General features: G+C 44.8%; 13 protein-coding genes. 8 read left to right on the top strand and 5 right to left on the bottom strand.

What is annotated here, in order from left to right:
• Positions 1-139 precede the first annotated feature (139 nt).
• The 7 genes from QUB26_RS19180 to QUB26_RS19150 all read left to right on the top strand — a co-directional run bounded on the left by QUB26_RS19180 (position 140) and on the right by QUB26_RS19150 (position 9,184).
• Positions 140-409: a FitA-like ribbon-helix-helix domain-containing protein gene (locus QUB26_RS19180; protein WP_333238495.1), complete on the top strand. Its 270-nt coding sequence runs from the start codon at positions 140-142 to the stop codon at positions 407-409.
• Positions 406-858 carry a type II toxin-antitoxin system VapC family toxin gene (locus QUB26_RS19175; RefSeq protein ID WP_333238497.1) on the top strand — a complete coding sequence of 151 codons (453 nt, stop codon included), beginning with the start codon at positions 406-408 and terminating at the stop codon, positions 856-858. The genes QUB26_RS19180 and QUB26_RS19175 overlap by 4 nt, the downstream gene beginning before the upstream one ends.
• A 282-nt stretch (positions 859-1,140) precedes the next feature.
• Positions 1,141-2,064 carry a hypothetical protein gene (locus tag QUB26_RS19170; RefSeq protein WP_333238499.1) on the top strand — a complete coding sequence of 308 codons (924 nt, stop codon included), beginning with the start codon at positions 1,141-1,143 and terminating at the stop codon, positions 2,062-2,064.
• An 85-nt stretch (positions 2,065-2,149) separates the two neighbouring features.
• The gene (pruA, locus tag QUB26_RS19165; RefSeq protein WP_333319244.1) at positions 2,150-5,125 is read left to right on the top strand and encodes an L-glutamate gamma-semialdehyde dehydrogenase; all 2,976 of its coding nucleotides are present in this window, start codon (positions 2,150-2,152) and stop codon (positions 5,123-5,125) included.
• Between the two features lie 124 nt (positions 5,126-5,249).
• Positions 5,250-6,878, top strand: coding sequence for a glycosyltransferase family 39 protein (locus QUB26_RS19160; protein WP_333238503.1), 1,629 nt, complete (start codon positions 5,250-5,252; stop codon positions 6,876-6,878).
• A 15-nt stretch (positions 6,879-6,893) separates the two neighbouring features.
• Positions 6,894-8,531 carry a glycosyltransferase family 39 protein gene (locus QUB26_RS19155; protein ID WP_333319241.1) on the top strand — a complete coding sequence of 546 codons (1,638 nt, stop codon included), beginning with the start codon at positions 6,894-6,896 and terminating at the stop codon, positions 8,529-8,531.
• Positions 8,532-8,704: 173 nt separating this feature from the next.
• The gene (locus tag QUB26_RS19150; protein ID WP_333243723.1) at positions 8,705-9,184 is read left to right on the top strand and encodes a hypothetical protein; all 480 of its coding nucleotides are present in this window, start codon (positions 8,705-8,707) and stop codon (positions 9,182-9,184) included.
• Between the two features lie 271 nt (positions 9,185-9,455).
• Here the strand turns inward: QUB26_RS19150 and QUB26_RS19145 are convergent, their stop codons facing one another.
• Positions 9,456-11,501, bottom strand: coding sequence for a S8 family serine peptidase (locus QUB26_RS19145; protein ID WP_333319238.1), 2,046 nt, complete (start codon positions 11,499-11,501; stop codon positions 9,456-9,458).
• Positions 11,502-11,951: 450 nt separating this feature from the next.
• Here QUB26_RS19145 and QUB26_RS19140 point away from each other — a divergent pair, with 450 nt between their 5' ends.
• Positions 11,952-13,007 carry a UPF0104 family protein gene (locus QUB26_RS19140; RefSeq protein WP_333319236.1) on the top strand — a complete coding sequence of 352 codons (1,056 nt, stop codon included), beginning with the start codon at positions 11,952-11,954 and terminating at the stop codon, positions 13,005-13,007.
• Positions 13,008-13,120: 113 nt separating this feature from the next.
• On the opposite strand, the gene QUB26_RS19135 is transcribed toward QUB26_RS19140, so the two are convergent.
• From QUB26_RS19135 to QUB26_RS19120, 4 genes are all read right to left on the bottom strand, one after another.
• Positions 13,121-13,870 carry an amino acid ABC transporter ATP-binding protein gene (locus QUB26_RS19135; RefSeq protein ID WP_333319234.1) on the bottom strand — a complete coding sequence of 250 codons (750 nt, stop codon included), beginning with the start codon at positions 13,868-13,870 and terminating at the stop codon, positions 13,121-13,123.
• Positions 13,836-15,299 carry an ABC transporter substrate-binding protein/permease gene (locus QUB26_RS19130; RefSeq protein ID WP_333238516.1) on the bottom strand — a complete coding sequence of 488 codons (1,464 nt, stop codon included), beginning with the start codon at positions 15,297-15,299 and terminating at the stop codon, positions 13,836-13,838. The genes QUB26_RS19135 and QUB26_RS19130 overlap by 35 nt, the downstream gene beginning before the upstream one ends.
• Positions 15,300-15,835: 536 nt before the next feature.
• Positions 15,836-16,369 carry a DUF2726 domain-containing protein gene (locus QUB26_RS19125; RefSeq protein WP_333319232.1) on the bottom strand — a complete coding sequence of 178 codons (534 nt, stop codon included), beginning with the start codon at positions 16,367-16,369 and terminating at the stop codon, positions 15,836-15,838.
• A gap of 15 nt (positions 16,370-16,384) precedes the next feature.
• On the bottom strand, positions 16,385-16,663 hold the full coding sequence (locus tag QUB26_RS19120; RefSeq protein ID WP_333319230.1) for a hypothetical protein: 279 nt from the start codon (positions 16,661-16,663) through the stop codon (positions 16,385-16,387).
• Positions 16,664-16,884: the final 221 nt, after the last annotated feature.

The following is a 16,884-nucleotide window of genomic DNA, read 5'->3' as shown; positions in this document are numbered from 1 at the left end:
GGGGCGGGTTCACCAACAATACTCGCCTGTAACGAACAATATCATAAACCCGCCCCCACCCAACAGTAAATCGCAATATACCCCCTAAACCCGCCTCCCTATGCTAATATTTAGCCAAACTATGCTAGGAGTTTAACAGATGGCTACCCTGCAAATAGAAAATATACCAGAGGAATTGTACGCGAGACTGCAAGAGTTAGCCGCGGCTCAAAACCGCTCGATTAGCGCGTTTGCGATCGCCATTTTAGAAGCCGAGTTGTCAACAGAGACAAAACCCCTCTCAGGAAAACGTAAAAAGTCTGTAACAGAACTATTGGCAGAAATCAGCCGTCGTCGCGAGTCTCGTCCGCCGAATATGGGGATGATATTAGATAGTACCGCTTTAATTAGAGAGGATCGCGACAGATGACCCATCCTGTGAGGTGCGTAGTCGATGCTAGCGTGGGAATTAAGCAATTTATCCCCGATCCGCTGTCATCTAAAGTCGTTCTATTGTTTACCCATCTTGAAATTCCACACACTGAAATATTTGTACCCGATCTGTTTTATATTGAGTGTGCAAATATTATCTGGAAGTATGTCCGTGCTGGACTTTACGCTGCTGCCGATGTTCCAACAGATTTAGCTAATCTTAGAGCTTTATCCTTGCGTGCAGTATCTACTGCTGAACTGATTTTAGATGCAACAAATATCGCATTAAATTATGGAATTTCTGCTTATGATGGCAGTTACGTTGCTCTTTCACAGCAAGTTGACGCGCCTTTGCTAACTCTCGACCAAAAGCTAGTCAGAGCTTTAGCAGGCACATCTTATAATGTTATATCGTTTAACGATTTCGATGTGCCAACCCCGCATTAGCCTTAGCTTTATAGGAACTCAATTCACTTGTTTATTCTTATCAGTAAAAAAAAAGAGCGCTATAATATTGAACGCTATAAAATAGACTAATATCATGGCAGGTTTGTATCCAGATTAACAATCTTCATTCTAAATTTTGCCTAACACTCGATAATTAATCCGTGTATCCGTGTCAAAATCCGTGTCGTGCCTTCTTCCTTCTGCTAGATAATTTCAGTGCAGGCGATCGCACCGGTAACGTAAAATGTCTAAAAGCGGTCTTTGTAAAATAAATTTAGCCCCATGAGCGACGAACAGGAAAAAAAACAAATTTTGACTCAGCAACCGGAAATAATTTCCCCTGCCAGCGATGAGTTCGATCGCAGTGAAATTGCCAGGGCTGATTCAACTTCCGCATCAGCAGAAACTCCCGCAGAAATTGTCGCCCCCGAAGATATTTCAGCGCCAATCGACGCCGCCGAAACAATTCCAATTGCCGCCGATAGCACGCCGGAAACAACACAACTTGCAAGTTATCCGCCTCCAACAATTCCAACTGCCAACCCCGATCCCAAACCAGCTCGCTCGTGGCAAATCTTAGCAGTTTTTCTCAGCGGAATCTTAGTCGGTTCCGTCCTTAGTCTCGGCAGTTTGCTAGCGTGGAGAATGTATCAGGAAAGAGCGAACCTTCAAATCAAACTACCCGCTGACGTACCCCTCCCCGAAAGCCCTCCGCCTGTCGCAGCAGCGCCCGCCAACCGCAGGCCCGGACTTCCCCCAGCCCCTGGAAATGGACTGCCCGCCACATTCCCTCCGTCGCCCCGTCCCACTCAAATCCCCTCTCTGTCTGGTGTTCCGCAACTTGCTTCGCCGTTGCCTTCTCCTTTGCCGTTGCCTTCTCCAACTCCAACTCCCGCTGCGGTTGAAACCCCTGTAACCGAGCGAGTTTACTTTCAAGCTGGTGCTACGGGAACTACTCTGAGCAATAGTTTGCGAGCCAACATATCCAGGCGCTACTTGCTGGAGTGCAATAGCGGCCAAAGCATGACAATTAATGTTCAAGAAGGTCAAGTTAGCGCCGCAATTATTGCTCCTAACGGTGAAAATTTAGGTACTACTGATAGCACAGGTCAGTGGCAAGGTCAACTAGCCAGTAGCGGCGATTATACTATTGAAATTTCAGGCGATCGCCAAGCAAACTACCAAGTTAAAATTGAAGTCAAATAGCAACTATAATTGTATCAGGGGGTAGTTACACAATACATAAACCCGCCCTGGTTGCCAATTACAAATTACCCATTACTAATTACCAATGGTTGCACAAATATCTCCAAGCATCTACGAAGCAAAAACCCAAGAAATTGCCAAAGAAATCCTGAAGGCAACTCAAGACAAAAAGCGCTCTTTTTTCGGTCAACTCCAAGACCAAATGCGCTGGGACGACAAACTAATGGATTGGGCGATGGCTAGCCCCGGACTGCGGGTGCAATTGTTTCGATTCATTGACTGTTTGCCGGCACTCCGCAGCAAGCCGGAAATTGCCCGCCACCTGCAAGAATACCTGACCGCCCAAGAGGTAGAATTGCCCGAAGCTTTGAAAAAATTACTCAATTTTACTAACGCTGATTCGATTCCTGGACAATTGGCTGCGACGACGGTTGCGCCTGCAGTGGAAACTTTGGCGCACAAGTATATTTCTGGGGAAAATATCAAGCAGGTAGTTAAAACTTTAGAGCGACTTCGCAAAGATAAAATGGGTTTTACAGTTGACCTTTTGGGGGAAGCTGTCATCACTGAAACTGAGGCGGAAATTTATCTTAACCGCTATTTGGAATTGATGGCTGAACTCGCCAATGCAGCGAAGAATTGGCCGCAGGTAGATGCAATTGACAAAGCTGACGGCGAAACTTTGCCGCGAGTGCAAGTATCGGTAAAGTTAACGGCTTTTTATTCTCAGTTTGACCCTTTGGATGCTAAAGGTAGTGAGGAGAAAGTAAGCGAGAGAATTCGCATTTTACTGAGTCGCGCGAAGGAGTTGGGCGCGGCGGTTCATTTCGATATGGAACAGTATGCTTACAAGAGTTTGACTCTGAGCATTCTCAAAGACTTATTGTTAGAGGAAGAGTTTCGCAGTCGCACGGATATCGGAATTACATTGCAAGCATATTTGCGCGACAGTGCCCAAGATTTGCAAGGTCTTATTGCGTGGGCAAAAAAACGAGGAAATCCGGTAACAGTGCGGCTGGTAAAAGGCGCTTACTGGGATCAGGAAACTATCAAAGCAATGCAGAAAGATTGGCCACAGCCGGTCTACAATGACAAAGTTACTACCGATGCAAATTTCGAGCAGATGACGCAGTTGCTGCTAGAAAATCACGAATATTTGTATGCAGCTATTGGCAGTCATAATGTCCGATCGCAAGCGAGGGCGATCGCCATTGCCGAAACTCTCAATATACCGCGCCGCCGCTTTGAAATGCAAGTGCTGTATGGCATGGGCGACAAATTGGCTAAGCTTTTGGTCGATCGGGGTTATCGCGTGCGAGTCTACTGTCCCTACGGCGATTTGTTGCCGGGAATGGCTTATTTGATCCGCCGTTTGCTGGAAAATACCGCCAACAGTTCTTTCATCCGGCAAAGTTCCGAAGAAATGCCGATCGAACAATTGTTAGCCGCACCAGTTGCTAACGGAAATGACCAGCTAGTTTACAGCAAAGTATTTCCCAACGTTGCCGATACCGACTACGCCAATACCAAATTGCGGCAACAAGCAGAAACAGCAATCAAATCAGTGCGCGCCAACTTAGGTAAAACCTATTTACCCCTAATCAATGGCGAATACCAAAATACTGAAGCAACCGTTAACTCACTCAACCCTTCCAATCCCACAGAAGTAGTCGGCACCATCGGATTGCTTTCCGAAGAACAGGCCAAACAAGCCCTTGAAGCAGCAAAAGCAGCCTTCACCGGTTGGCGAAAAACCCCCGTCCGCCAGCGGGCAGGCGTCCTCCGCAAAGCCGCAGAATTGATGGAACAGCGGCGGCACGAACTATCAGCTTGGATGGTGTTTGAAGTCGGCAAACCCGTCAGAGAATGCGATGCCGAAGTCTCCGAAGCTATTGATTTTTGCCGCTACTACGCCGACGAAATGGAACGGTTAGAACAAGGGAAAGATTACGACATCCCCGGAGAAACTAACCGTTATAGCTATCAGCCACGCGGCATTTCTTTAATCATTTCACCTTGGAATTTCCCCCTCGCAATTCCCGTCGGCATGACAGTTGCATCCCTGGTTGCTGGTAATTGTACTTTGCTTAAACCTGCGGAAGTTTCCTCAGTAATTGCAGCGAAAATAGCGGAAATATTGCTAGAAGCCGGCATCCCCAAAGGCGTATTTCAATACGTGCCTTGCAAAGGTTCAACCGTCGGTGCTTACATGGTGAAACATCCTGATGTTCACATGATTACTTTCACCGGTTCTCAGGAAGTTGGCTGTCAGATTTATGCCGATGCTGCGATTTTGCAGCCGGGACAAAAACACCTGAAGCGAGTAATTGCGGAAATGGGCGGCAAAAATGCAATTATTGTCGATGAAAGTGCGGATTTAGATCAAGCAGTTGCAGGCGTAGTTTATTCGGCATTTGGCTACAGTGGCCAAAAATGTTCCGCTTGTTCGCGAGTAATTGTGGTCGAATCAGTGTACGATAATTTTGTGGCAAGATTGGTAGAAGCGACGCGATCGCTCAATGTCGGCCCAGCAGAAAATCCCGGCACTCAAGTCGGCCCCGTGATCGATGCAAATGCCCATTCGCGCATCCGCGAATACATCGAAAAAGGTCGCGCCGAAGCTAAAATAGCTTTAGAAATGCCGGCACCGGAAACCGGTTATTTTGTCGGCCCAGTCATTGTTACGGAAGTATCGCCGACAGCAACTATCGCCCAAGAAGAAATTTTCGGCCCAGTTTTGTCGGTGATTCGGGCTCGTAATTTCAGCGAAGCGATTGCGATTGCTAACGGCACGAATTTTGCTTTAACCGGCGGATTGTATTCTCGCACGCCTTCGCATATCGATCGAGCCGCGTCCGATTTTGAAGTCGGAAACCTGTACATCAATCGCGGAATTACCGGCGCTGTGGTATCGCGCCAACCCTTCGGAGGATTCAAACTTTCGGGAGTTGGTTCTAAAGCGGGTGGCCCGGATTATTTGCTACAATTCCTCGAACCGCGAACCATAACCGAAAATATTCAGCGGCAGGGTTTTGCGCCGATTGAAGGAGTGGATGATTAATCATTCCTTTGTTTGTAGGGAGGACTTCAGTCCTCTCTCTGGCTGTTAAGTTAGTAGGGTGCGCCCAGCGCACCTTACGGGTGGGGTGACAGAAAAAATTTGTGCGAGATTAGCTAGTTATAAAATGGAATCTACTAAAGATCGCGATCGACTAAATTCTCACAACCCTTCAGTTGACAAGTGGTTGCGATTTTTAATTATAGTTGTATTAGTCCTCGGCATATTCTTTCGCTTCGCAAACCTAGGAAAGAAAGTTTACTGGATAGATGAAAGTTACACATCCCTGCGGTTATCTGGATATACAGAATCTGAGTTTATTCAGCAAGTAGTTGACGGTGAAAGTCGGGACATTAAATTTTTACAAAAATATCAACGGATAAATTCAGAAAAAACCGTCGTAGATACCGTAAAAGGATTAGCTTTAGAAGAACCCCAACTCGCTCCGCTGTATTTTGTAGCGACGAGATTTTGGGTGCAACTGTTCGGCGATTCAGTGGCTGTAACTAGAAGTATGTCGGCTGTTTTTAGTTTGCTCGCATTGCCTTGTATGTATTGGCTGTGCTTAGAATTATTTGATTCCTCGCTGACAGCTTGGTTGGCAGTTTCATTACTAGCTGTATCGCCTTTTCAAATAGTTTACGCTCAAGAAGCTCGACCGTACAGCTTGTTTGTATTAATAATTTTGCTGTCTAGCGCTGCTTTGCTGCGGGCAATGCGGCTAAAAACTAACAGCAGTTGGGCAATTTATGCGGTAACAGTAGCACTGGGATTTTATTCTCACCTATTATTTGCACTGGTGCTGTTAGGGCATGGAATTTATGTAGCCATCTCGGAAAATATGCGATTTAATAAGACTGTAATTGGCTATTTCCTAGCAGCAAGCGCAGGATTTATAGCCTTATCTCCTTGGACTGTAGTTTATTTGATCAATTCGCAAAATGTCAGTAACAAAACAGCATGGCAGTCTTTAAAAATTCCGCTTTCCAAATTAGGTGGAAATTGGGTGTTAAACATTACTAGGCAATTTTTGGATGTAGGATTGTACTCGGATTTACCACGATTATATTTCCTATTGACTCTCCCAGTTATTTTAATGATTTTAATAATTGTCGGATATTCTTTTTATTTGCTGCTGAGTCAGACAGAAAGACGTGTTTGGTTGTTTGTTATGACATTAACGTGCGTGACAGTAGCCATTTTCCTGCCAGCGGATTTAATCTGGGGCGGAATGCGATCGATCAACACCCGCTACATGATTCCCTGTTATTTAGGAATGCAGATAGCTGTTGCCTATTTTTTGGCGGTAAAAATGACATCTCCTCAAGTTACAATGCAGTTGCAAAAGCTGTGGAGGCTGGCTCTGGCTGCTTTGCTCTCTATTGGAATTATATCCTGCTGCATCTATTTGCCAGCAGACTCTTGGTGGAATAAAGACCGCTCTTATATTAACATCCCGATCGCCCGCACGGTAAACTCAGCTTCTCGGCCATTACTCATAACAGACTTGTGGGTGTATAGTGTAGATACGATCGGCAACTTACTCGGTTTGAGTTACTTAATCAATTCCCCAGCTAATTTTTTAGTATTGCCACCTAAAATTGTGAAAATCCCACCAAATTTTAACGAGATTTTTTTGTATGGTATTTCCCGAGAATTCACAACAGAAATAAAAAAAAATACTCGTTATGAAATACCAACTCTTTACACTCTAAAAAATCAAGATATAATTTTGAGAAAATTGCTAAAAAAATGAAGTGGTGTTGGAAAAATGCGTTTTAATGTTCCCCGAAATTGGCTGAAATTTTTAATTATATCCGTATTAGTCATAGGTGTTTTATTTCGGTTCGCCAATCTCGATCGCAAATTTTACTGGATCGACGAAACATATACTTCTTTGAGAGTTTCTGGCTACACCGAAGCCGAAATAATCAAAGAAATTTCGTACCAGAAAATAACCTCGCCTGCGGATTTACAAAAATATCAGCAGATAAATTCCGAAAAAACCTTAAGGGATACCCTGAATTCTTTAGCAACAGAAGACCCCCACCACCCGCCGCTGTATTACGTATTAGCGCGATATTGGGCGCAATGGTTCGGCACTTCCGTTGCAGCAATGAGAAGTTTGGCAGCCGTGATTAGCCTGCTAGTATTTCCCGCAATTTATTGGCTGGCTTGGGAGTTATTTGAATCTTCAGCAGTAGCATGGATGGCGATCGCAATTTTCGCAATTTCTCCCTACCACATCCTATTTGCCCAAGAAGCAAGACAGTACAGTTTGTGGACAGTAACTACTATTTTATCCACTGCCGCCTTGCTGCGAGCAACACGCCCTGACGAAAATCAAAATCCTGTCGCCCTTGTTCTTTCCTGGGCGCTTTATGCAGCCACAGCAACACTGGGATTGTACACCCACTTGTTATTTGTCTGCGTCGCTGCAGCCCACGCAATCTACGTCGCAGTTATTGCCAACTGGCGCGATGTGAAAACATTTATTTCCTATTATGTAGCATCTTTAATCGCTTTGATATGCTTCATGCCTTCCCTGGTAAATACTGTAGAAAATTTCAATCAAGTTAGAAGCACAACAATATGGGCAGAACAAACAAATTTCTTAAGATTAGTCAGCAGATGGGTTGGTTCCATCACCATAGCATTTTTTGATATTGGCATTGATGGAACTGCCAACGCCACACAACTCGCCTTGCTAATTCCAGTTGGTATCATGATTCTAGCTTTAGTCGGCTATGCCCTTTATTATCTATGCCGACAAACACCAAAGCGAGTGTGGTTGATTGTATTGTTATTAATTGCAACAACTGCTTTGTTTTTAGCAGTGCCTGATATAATCAAGGGTGGAAGGCGATCGGCAAATCCGCGATATTTAGTTCCTTGTTATGTGGGAATTCAGATAGCAGTGGCTTACCTGCTGTCTGCGAAAATCAGTAGCAATTTGGAGAAATTAAAACAGCAAAAACTGTGGAAAATAGTTATAGTGGGAGTTTTTTTCGCAGGTATTATATCCGGTGGAGTTAGTTCTCAAGCAGATATTTGGTGGAATAAAGGCAGCGGTTGGTTGCGTGCCTTGGAAGTAGCCGCAACTGTCAATCAAGCCAGCAATCCCCTATTTATCAGCGATGCCAATATTGCATATATCATGCCTTTAAGTTATTACCTAGAACCCAAAGTAAAACTGCTAATAGAACCCCGCTGTTACACTTCTTGCTACAAAAATCGAGAATTGGCAAAGAAAAAACCCCAACCCCCGCAAATTCCCGGCGGTTTCAGTGAGTTGTTTTTATACAGACCGTCCTCTACTTTGCGATCGGCAATTCAGCAACAAAACTATCAAATAGATCCGGCTGACACTAATGTCGAGCTTAATCTGTGGAAAATTACCAAGAAATAATCTCAAACATTAAGGCAAAAAACACGGGTTTGTGGCCCAAAAATGTCTTATTCACTGCGACATACTGGCCATAAACGGCATTTTTGAAAGTATGTCGCAAGGAGAGTTCGATAGGTTTGCTTTTAGTGGTAAGCTAAAAGTTAAGAATAAAAAAATAACATCAAAAATCTCCAATGACAGTCACTGAAACCTCCAACATTCGTAAACTGCTGTGCGATCCAGACTTAGGGCTGATTCCTCACCTAGAAAAGTGCCTGAAAGATTTGCACTCATCTGCGATCGCCAGTGGAGAGAAATTCAAGGTAGAACCTTACGATATAGAATTCAAAAGCTGCCACACCCAGAAGCATCCCAACGACCAAAAACCCCTCGTCACCCAGTCAGTGTTAATAAAAGTTCCCCTGACTGGGAAAGTTCAAGACAAGATGCACCTATATCTGATCGCAAGTGAGTTACAGAACCAAATCGACTTCAAAATTATCGACTGGAGTGCCTTAGAACGCCGTCAATACGACATTCAGGGCATCCCCTTAAAGCAGCCGATCACCAAAATAGACGGCCAGATGAATTACGAGTTAGTATTCGATCGACCAAGCTACTGCTGCATCACCCTGTGCCGCCAATTTGACTTAACTTACGCCGCCAATTTTTAATTGGGCTTGTAGGGGGGGGTTTCACCAACAATATTTAGGTTAATTAACAATCTATAAAACCCGCCCCTATCCCACGGTAAACCCCTGGTACATTTTTCGCATTCAATACAAATCAATGTGGATGTAGATTGTTAGTTGTGTGGGGGCGGGTTTATGTAAATTGTTAGTAGAAATTTGATATTGTTGGTGAAACCCGCCCCTACGAAATCTGGTAAAAGTATGTCAATCCCATTACCGATTCCCAATTACCAATTACCAATTATCAATTAATTCAAACAGCTCGATTCGCAGTTTCCGCAAGAATCCTCTTAATATCAGCAGGAGTCAGATTCGGATTAGCTTGCAACATCAAAGCTACCACGCCGGATACTTGTGGCACTCCCATTGAAGTACCGGAAAAATATCGATAGGGAATCCCCGGTTGAGAAAGCGCCACAGTTGAATAAACATCACCAGAATCCGCCCTACCACCGTCGCCACCCGGAGCAACAAAATAATTAATTGCCTGCGAACCCGCCCGGTTAGAATACTCCCCAAACAAGCCATTTCGGGTAACACCACCGACAGCAATTCCTACCTCATTGGCAAACCGAGCCGGATAATCTACTTGTGGACGAGCATCATTTCCCGCAGCCGAAATCACGATCGCGCCTTGAGCTTCGGCTGCTCGAATCGCATCCAATTCTTGAGCATTTAACTGTAAGCCGCCCAAACTCACATTTATTATCTTTGCTCCATTTGCCACCGCATAATTAATCGCATTAATTTCATCCCGAATTTTACCCACCCCTGCCCCATCAAGTATTTTTACAGGCATAATCTTCGCAGTCGGAGCCGTTCCAGTAATCCCAACCCCATCTTTTTTCGCAGCAACTAAACCCGATATATGAGTGCCGTGATTGTTATCATCCATCGGGTCATTATCGTTGTTGACAAAATCCCACCCTCGGAAATCGTCAACAAAGCCATTGTTGTCATCATCAACCCCGTTGCTAGCTTTATTGCGACCGATCGCATCAACACCAGTTTCCCCGACATTGCTCCAAATATTCCCCGTCAAATCCGGGTGATTGTAGTCAACTCCGCTGTCGATAACTGCCACCACAATTCCGTCTCCAGTCAATCCCTGGGCCCAAACCTCTGGAGCTTTAATTAAATCTCTGCCCCACTCGTCGCCGCCCAAATCGGGAACATCAGGAAAAGTTGCAGTACCTTGAGCTTTAGCAACTGCCGCCGCTGCATTCACCAAACCGAACCCAAAACGAGAGTCAAAACCCTGCAAGTTGCTCGCATTGTTATCAGAAACAGTTGCAGGGGTTGCAGACAGATTGAGGGAGAAATTTGTACTGCCTTGGTATTGATAAACTCGGATAAAGTAAGTTCCTGCGGCTAAACCGTTGATGTCGATCGCTTCCGGCGATAAATTCGGTTGTTGAGAAGAAGCAATAATATCGGTAAAGTCAATAGAATTGTCGCCGTTAATATCTTTAATTAGAGCAACATCAACATCTGCCGTCAAACCGCTGACAGTTAATTTAAAGTCGCTAGTTGCAGGCAAAGTAAAGCGGTAAAGGCCGTCTGGCCGGGCGTTGCTAAGCGAGTCTGCGATCGTTTGAGTGCCGCCCAAAACGCCTAAATCGCGAGCTTGATCCAGTTGGTTGCCCAATACGGTAGTTGCAGAGATGAATGTATTGGCGAGGTCTTGTGGAGATGCGTTGGCTACCAAGCCTAAAATAGCATTGGATTGGCGAATTTTAATTAATGTATTGGAAATACCGGGGGCGATCGATATTTCTTCGAGAATCAAGTCAGCTTCGGTAAGATTGTCAGTCAGTCCGATCGAATCCACAAAACTGTTAAAGTCAGTAATCACGTCTGCAGCAGCCGGATCGGAGACTGCGGAGTTGCTGCGGAGGACAAAGGTATCTGGGCCCAAACCCCCTGTCAGCGTATCTTTACCCGCATCGCCCACTAAAACGTCGCTGCCGTCGCCGCCGTTGAGCACGTCATCTCCCTTACCTCCCTGCAAGGTATCGCTGCCAGCATCGCCAAACAGGAAGTCTGCGCCGGCACCACCGTTAAGCAAATCGTTGCCCGCACCACCTAACAGCGTATCGGAATTGCCACCGCCGAGAATGCGATCGTTACCATTATCACCGCTAATTATTTCGGCATCCGACGAACCGACAATAAAATCGTTGCCGCCGAGGGCAAAAAGTCCGTTAGGATAAGGAGTCAAAAAGCCCGGAGTCAAGGCGAAACTGTTGGGGCTATCATCTAAAAGATAGGAAAAACCGTCAGGGCTCGGGCCGGACATAGAAATGTACTCCTAGCGAGGTATATCGATCTAAATTTTAGATTTTAAATTTAAGTTTGTGGTTAAAAACGCCCTAAATAGTCTGTAAGGCGGGCATTACGCACAGTCTGTAGATGTGTGCATAGGTTAGGTTAAACTGAGATATTGCACCATTCTCAATTACTTGTTTAGGAACAGGCAAGATGCCTGTTCCACAAGAATGTTGAGTTATTGTGGAACGGGCATCTTGCCCGTTTAGGAACAGGCAAGATGCCTGTTCCACAAGAATGTTGAGTTATTGTGGAACGGGCATCTTGCCCGTTCTTGACAAGGATGCAACATCTCAGGTTAAACAGATTTATTCCGTCATATCATGCCGTGTAAATCAACCACAATTCGGCCTTAGCCGCTCTAAAATATAAAATCTAAAACAGTATAACTTAATCCCAAATTCAAAATCGGGATCAGAAAATGGGAAAACAACACTTGCATCGAATTCAGAATTTTTTCAACATCGCGAAGTCGCATTTAAAGCCTTATTTGCGCTATTTGATTTTGGGCGGGACGTTTTTATTTATTGCCAAAGCTTTTTTAACTCACTGGCGAGAAGTCGCGAATATCCAAATTCGAGCCGAAAGTTTTCCGTTGCTGGCGATCGCCCTTGGCGTCACTTTATTTTCTCTAATTTTTGTCGGCTGGGTGTGGATGTTGATTTTGCGGGAATTCCGCCAACCTGTAACTGCCGCCTGGGCGATTCAAGTTTTTCTCAAAACTAATATTGCCAAGTATTTACCGGGGAATATTTGGCATTTTTGGGGTCGAATATTGGACGCCAAAAAGGCAGGGATTTTCCCGAAAGCTGCTACTCTCAGCGTGTTGCTGGAACCGCTGCTGATGGCTTCTGCGGGCGTTTTGATTGGGTTGATTTGTTTTGACCAATTCAATTGGTGGTTGCGGATTGTCGGTTGTGCTGCTATTTTAACGGCGATTCATCCCCGAATTTTAAATCCGATCGTTCTGTTTGTAGAGCGGTTGAAGTTATCCAAGAATAATGGGGAAAATTCCCAGGCTGAGGAGGCTGCGGGCGAGGAACTGAATTTTCGTGTAGAGTCTACCTCCAATCTAGCTAAAAAAAGATTGCCTGTCAAGTCCCGCCGCAAAATTAATTTGCCAATTAAACGCTATCCTTTAGTGCCGTTAATCGGACAAATGTGTTTTATCGGATTGCGGGGCGGCGGTTTTTTGCTAACTGTAACGGCTTTAACTCCGGTGGAATTTAGCAATATTCCCAACTTGTTCGGTGCTTTTTGTTTTGCGTTTGTTGTCGGTTTAGTCGTACCGGGAGCACCGGGGGGAATGGGAGTATTTGAAGCAACGGCGATCGCCCTGTTGTCCGATCGCTTTTCTACGGGTATAATTCTGGGTGCCGTGGCTTTGTATCGGATAATTAGCATTCTGGCGGATGTTTCGGGTGCATTTTTAGCTAAACTCGATCGCCAGCGCGATCGGCACAGTAAAAAACATTAAAAAAAGGTGAATTTAAAACTAAATATTGTCGTGATTGTAGGGTGCGGGGCTGAGAATGTGAGATTATGTGCGATCGAACTACAAACCTGTTTAATTGCGGATGCGATATCAGATTAAAGCATTTTTTCCAGAAATTGCTTGGCGCGATCGCACTGAGGGTTACTAAAAAACTCCTGGGGCGGCACATCTTCCGCCACCTTTCCGCCATCCAAAAACAATATCCGGTGGGCGACTTCCCGCGCAAAACCCATTTCGTGAGTTACAATCGCCATCGTAATTCCCGTTTTTGTCAAAGCTTTCATCACATCTAACACTTCTTTAACCATTTCTGGATCGAGTGCAGAAGTCGGTTCGTCCATCAACAAAATTTCCGGTTCCATAGCCAAACAGCGGGCGATCGCCACACGCTGTTTTTGTCCCCCCGAAAGCTTAGAAGGATAAACCTGGGCCTTATCTGACAAACCCACTTTTTCCAGCAATTCTAACCCCTTCAGACGCGCCTCATCCTTAGCAATTTGCTTCACCTTTACAGGCGCATAGATCACATTTTGCAGCACAGTCATGTGCGGGAACAAGTGGAAATGCTGAAAAACCATCCCTACTTTCTGGCGGATTTTCATAATATCTGCCTTCGGCAAAGTAATATCCACTCCGTCAATGTATATGTGTCCCGAAGTCGGAATTTCTAGTAAATTCAAACACCGCAAAAAAGTAGACTTGCCGCACCCCGAAGGGCCGATAATGGCAATCACTTCTCCTTTATGAATCTCAGTAGTTATCTCGCGCAAAACCTTGAGATTGCCAAAAGATTTATACAGGCGATCGACCTTAACTGCTACTTTGGAGTCTACGTTCGAGTACATTGGCCCCCCAAGTTAAACTAAGCACCATCAAATAATAAATTGCGCCGACAAATATCAAAGGTTCAAAGTAAATATACTTTTCTGCTCCCACAATTGTAGCGCGGCGCAGCAAGTCTTCTACGCCAATTACTGAAACTAAAGCTGAATCCTTCAGCAAAGCAATACTTTCATTCACCAATGCAGGCAAAATATTTTTCAACGCTTGCGGCAAGATAATATCGCCCATCATCAGTTTGTAGGGAACGCCAAGGGATTCTGCGGCTTCTTTTTGACCTTTATCTACGGCTTGAATTCCCGCGCGGATTGTTTCGGAAATATAAGCCCCAGAATTCAAGAAAAAAGTAATCACGCCAGCTTGCAGCGCCGATATATTATAGCCCGTAAGCTGCGGCGTTGCAAAATAAACTAAAGTCAACTGCAAAATTAGCGGTGTTCCTCGAAAAATTGAGGTATAAGCAGTGGCAAACCAAAACAGCGGTTTAATGCTAGAAATCTTAAACAGAGACAGCACAATTCCCCAGATAAATCCGAGAAATGCCGACAGCAAGGTAAAAGTTAGCGTTACCCAAATCCCGGACAAAATATAAGGCAAACTCGGCAAGATTTTGCCAAAATCTAACCCGAACTTGGAGGCTACCGCAGGCTGATTTGCTTGAGCAGTTTCTTGCGGAATCGGTCGAGAAAACCACTTAGTAGCTAGTTCCTTAATTTGACCGCTGGCTTTCATTTGTTGGAGGACTCGGTTGAATTCTGGAACTAATCTCGAACCTTTCGGAAAGGCGATCGCCGAACCGCTTTCTTCAGTATTCGGAATTGTGTTAAATTCCAAGTCCGGGTTCGCTGCGGCATAACCCGTAGCGACAGTATCCTCGATCACTCCTGCGGCGATGCGGTTCGATTTAATTTCTTGAATGATATCAGGAATCCTATTGAGAGCAGCCAGTTGCACACCGGGCATTTTTTTCACAGCTTCCTGCTGAATGCTTCCGAGTTGAACGCCTACTTTTTTTCCGGCTAAATCTTCAGCTTTGGTCAAATTGCTGCCTTTATTGGCGACAATTGTATTTTGAGCTTCGTAGTAAAGGTCAGAAAAATCTACATTTTTTTTCCTTTCTGCTGTGGGAGTCATTCCAGCCATCACAAAATCGGCTCTTCCCGCCTGCAAAGCGGGAATTAAGCCGTTAAAATCCATGCCAATTACTTTCAGCTCGTAACCCAATTTTTTAGTAATATATTTGGCAATATCGATGTCAAAACCGATAATTTCGTTGCCGCTAACAGCCGTATCTTTAAATTCATAGGGCGGGTAGTCTGGGGAAGTCGCGAGTGTTAAAGTCTTGTTCGCTTGGGCGTAGCTGGCGATCGCAATTAAACAAAGGGCGATCGCGATCGCCGCCGCCAGCATTGATTTTAATTTTAAACGTTTCATATCGAACATTGTCCTACAAAATCCCCGCGCCCAGAAAATATACCACAATTCGGAATTAAGTCACCATTGTATAGGAAGATATACTCCTGGACGCACGGGTTTCCAGAAACTCGGTTTGATGGACAAACAAACGGCATAATTAGCCTTTAACAACGGTAAAAAACCCGGTTATAAAGGTATTAATGCGACCAGGGCTAAAGATAGATAATTATGCCACTAAGTTATATTTAAAGAATGTCCGAAATGCACAAATTTTAAGATTTTAGAAACTACAGCTTGTCCGCACACCTCCCACCCATGTTGTATCGTTGTCCTAGTTGCGATCGGTATTTGTAATCATCCAGCATATTCCATCTATATGTGGTACAAGGTATTCAGTAGATCAGAGCAAAAAATACGATATTACTTCTAAGCCGCCGGGAACGATCGAGTGGGAGTAATACTATTGTCGATTATTGATTTTCGATTTGGATAGATGCCGTCTGTAAGTCCTGTGTTAATTACAGGACTTACACAGAAAGTTTATAGTCAAAGAGTCAACTGTCAACTGTCAACTGTGTTGAATAGTGTTGCAAAAATGCTTCCAGTTCTGTCCGTCCTTGTTGGGTAATTGAGTTGTAGAAGACTTCTTTTTGTCCATTGGGAGTGTAGAAACGATAGAAGCGTCGATCTCGATCGATTTGTCGCAGGTATACTAAGGGAACGCCAACAGATGCAAGGAGTCGGGCTTTTTTGCGATCGCGCACCTGCACCTCTGGGCGATCGTGCCAATGAGATTGACATTCTATCACCAGTTTGGCTTTGCGACTAGCACAATAACCGCGTTCCATCAAGGCGATATCGACTCTGGAACTCACCCAAAATTTCCAAAGTTCAATGGGAAGACGGGTGAAAGTTTCTCGACGAGAACAGATGATTTCTAGGGGAACTTGGGGACAGTAACGGAAGCGATCGCCTAAAATCATCTCTAGAATATCGATAGCGATCGTTTCTAACTCGTTGATAATTTCTCCGCTTTGGAATTGGGGAAATGAAGACAAAGAATTGTCATAGTCAAAGGCGTATAGCATGAGTTTTATTTCAGATTAGGGTGAGTGGGAATTAAAGGGGTTGTAGATGACTGTCCAAGCGTTTGCACCAAGAGCGGTGGCAGTCCAAGCGCCCTTCTCGTAAGGTTTGCCTTCTTTCCGAGCGCGGTAGAGAGTTGTGGTGGATACCTCCAGCAGTTGTGCGGCTCTATGGGTTGTGCAGGATTGCTCAATTACAGTTGGTTGGGATGGGAGTTTTACCCTTCTCTTTTTGTTAAGGGAGTCGATGGGAGTAGGTGGCTCGTCTGGGAAAAGGCTGAGTTGAAAGGCTGTCATAAGCTGAACCTTTGAGTGTTAATGATTCAAGCCTATTGGGGTCAACTGGATTTCTCCAGAGCAAAACGGTTCAGAAAAAAGTGAACTGATCTGAACTGGTCAAGAAACTTGATGCTGACTATGCTAGGGATAGTTTTGATTGAGATTTTGCGCCTGTGCTGTTGTCCCGCCGTGGACTCAAGTCCACGGCTCATAGCGAAAGTCCACTTAAGTGGACTGAA

This window comes from Microcoleus sp. B4-C1 (assembly GCF_036705285.1).
Classification (GTDB): Bacteria; Cyanobacteriota; Cyanobacteriia; order Cyanobacteriales; family Microcoleaceae; genus Microcoleus.
The sequence above is the reverse complement of the archived record's forward strand: the minus strand, read 5'-3'. Positions and strand labels throughout refer to the sequence as shown.

Coding starts and splice junctions, on each gene's coding strand:
- pruA (WP_333319244.1), top strand. CDS start 2,150: ATGGTTGCACAAATATCTCCAAGCATCTACGAAGCAAAAACCCAAGAA.
- QUB26_RS19160 (WP_333238503.1), top strand. CDS start 5,250: ATGGAATCTACTAAAGATCGCGATCGACTAAATTCTCACAACCCTTCA.
- QUB26_RS19180 (WP_333238495.1), top strand. CDS start 140: ATGGCTACCCTGCAAATAGAAAATATACCAGAGGAATTGTACGCGAGA.
- QUB26_RS19175 (WP_333238497.1), top strand. CDS start 406: ATGACCCATCCTGTGAGGTGCGTAGTCGATGCTAGCGTGGGAATTAAG.
- QUB26_RS19125 (WP_333319232.1), bottom strand. CDS start 16,369: ATGCTATACGCCTTTGACTATGACAATTCTTTGTCTTCATTTCCCCAA.
- QUB26_RS19155 (WP_333319241.1), top strand. CDS start 6,894: ATGCGTTTTAATGTTCCCCGAAATTGGCTGAAATTTTTAATTATATCC.
- QUB26_RS19140 (WP_333319236.1), top strand. CDS start 11,952: ATGGGAAAACAACACTTGCATCGAATTCAGAATTTTTTCAACATCGCG.
- QUB26_RS19120 (WP_333319230.1), bottom strand. CDS start 16,663: ATGACAGCCTTTCAACTCAGCCTTTTCCCAGACGAGCCACCTACTCCC.
- QUB26_RS19145 (WP_333319238.1), bottom strand. CDS start 11,501: ATGTCCGGCCCGAGCCCTGACGGTTTTTCCTATCTTTTAGATGATAGC.
- QUB26_RS19130 (WP_333238516.1), bottom strand. CDS start 15,299: ATGAAACGTTTAAAATTAAAATCAATGCTGGCGGCGGCGATCGCGATC.
- QUB26_RS19170 (WP_333238499.1), top strand. CDS start 1,141: ATGAGCGACGAACAGGAAAAAAAACAAATTTTGACTCAGCAACCGGAA.
- QUB26_RS19135 (WP_333319234.1), bottom strand. CDS start 13,870: ATGTACTCGAACGTAGACTCCAAAGTAGCAGTTAAGGTCGATCGCCTG.
- QUB26_RS19150 (WP_333243723.1), top strand. CDS start 8,705: ATGACAGTCACTGAAACCTCCAACATTCGTAAACTGCTGTGCGATCCA.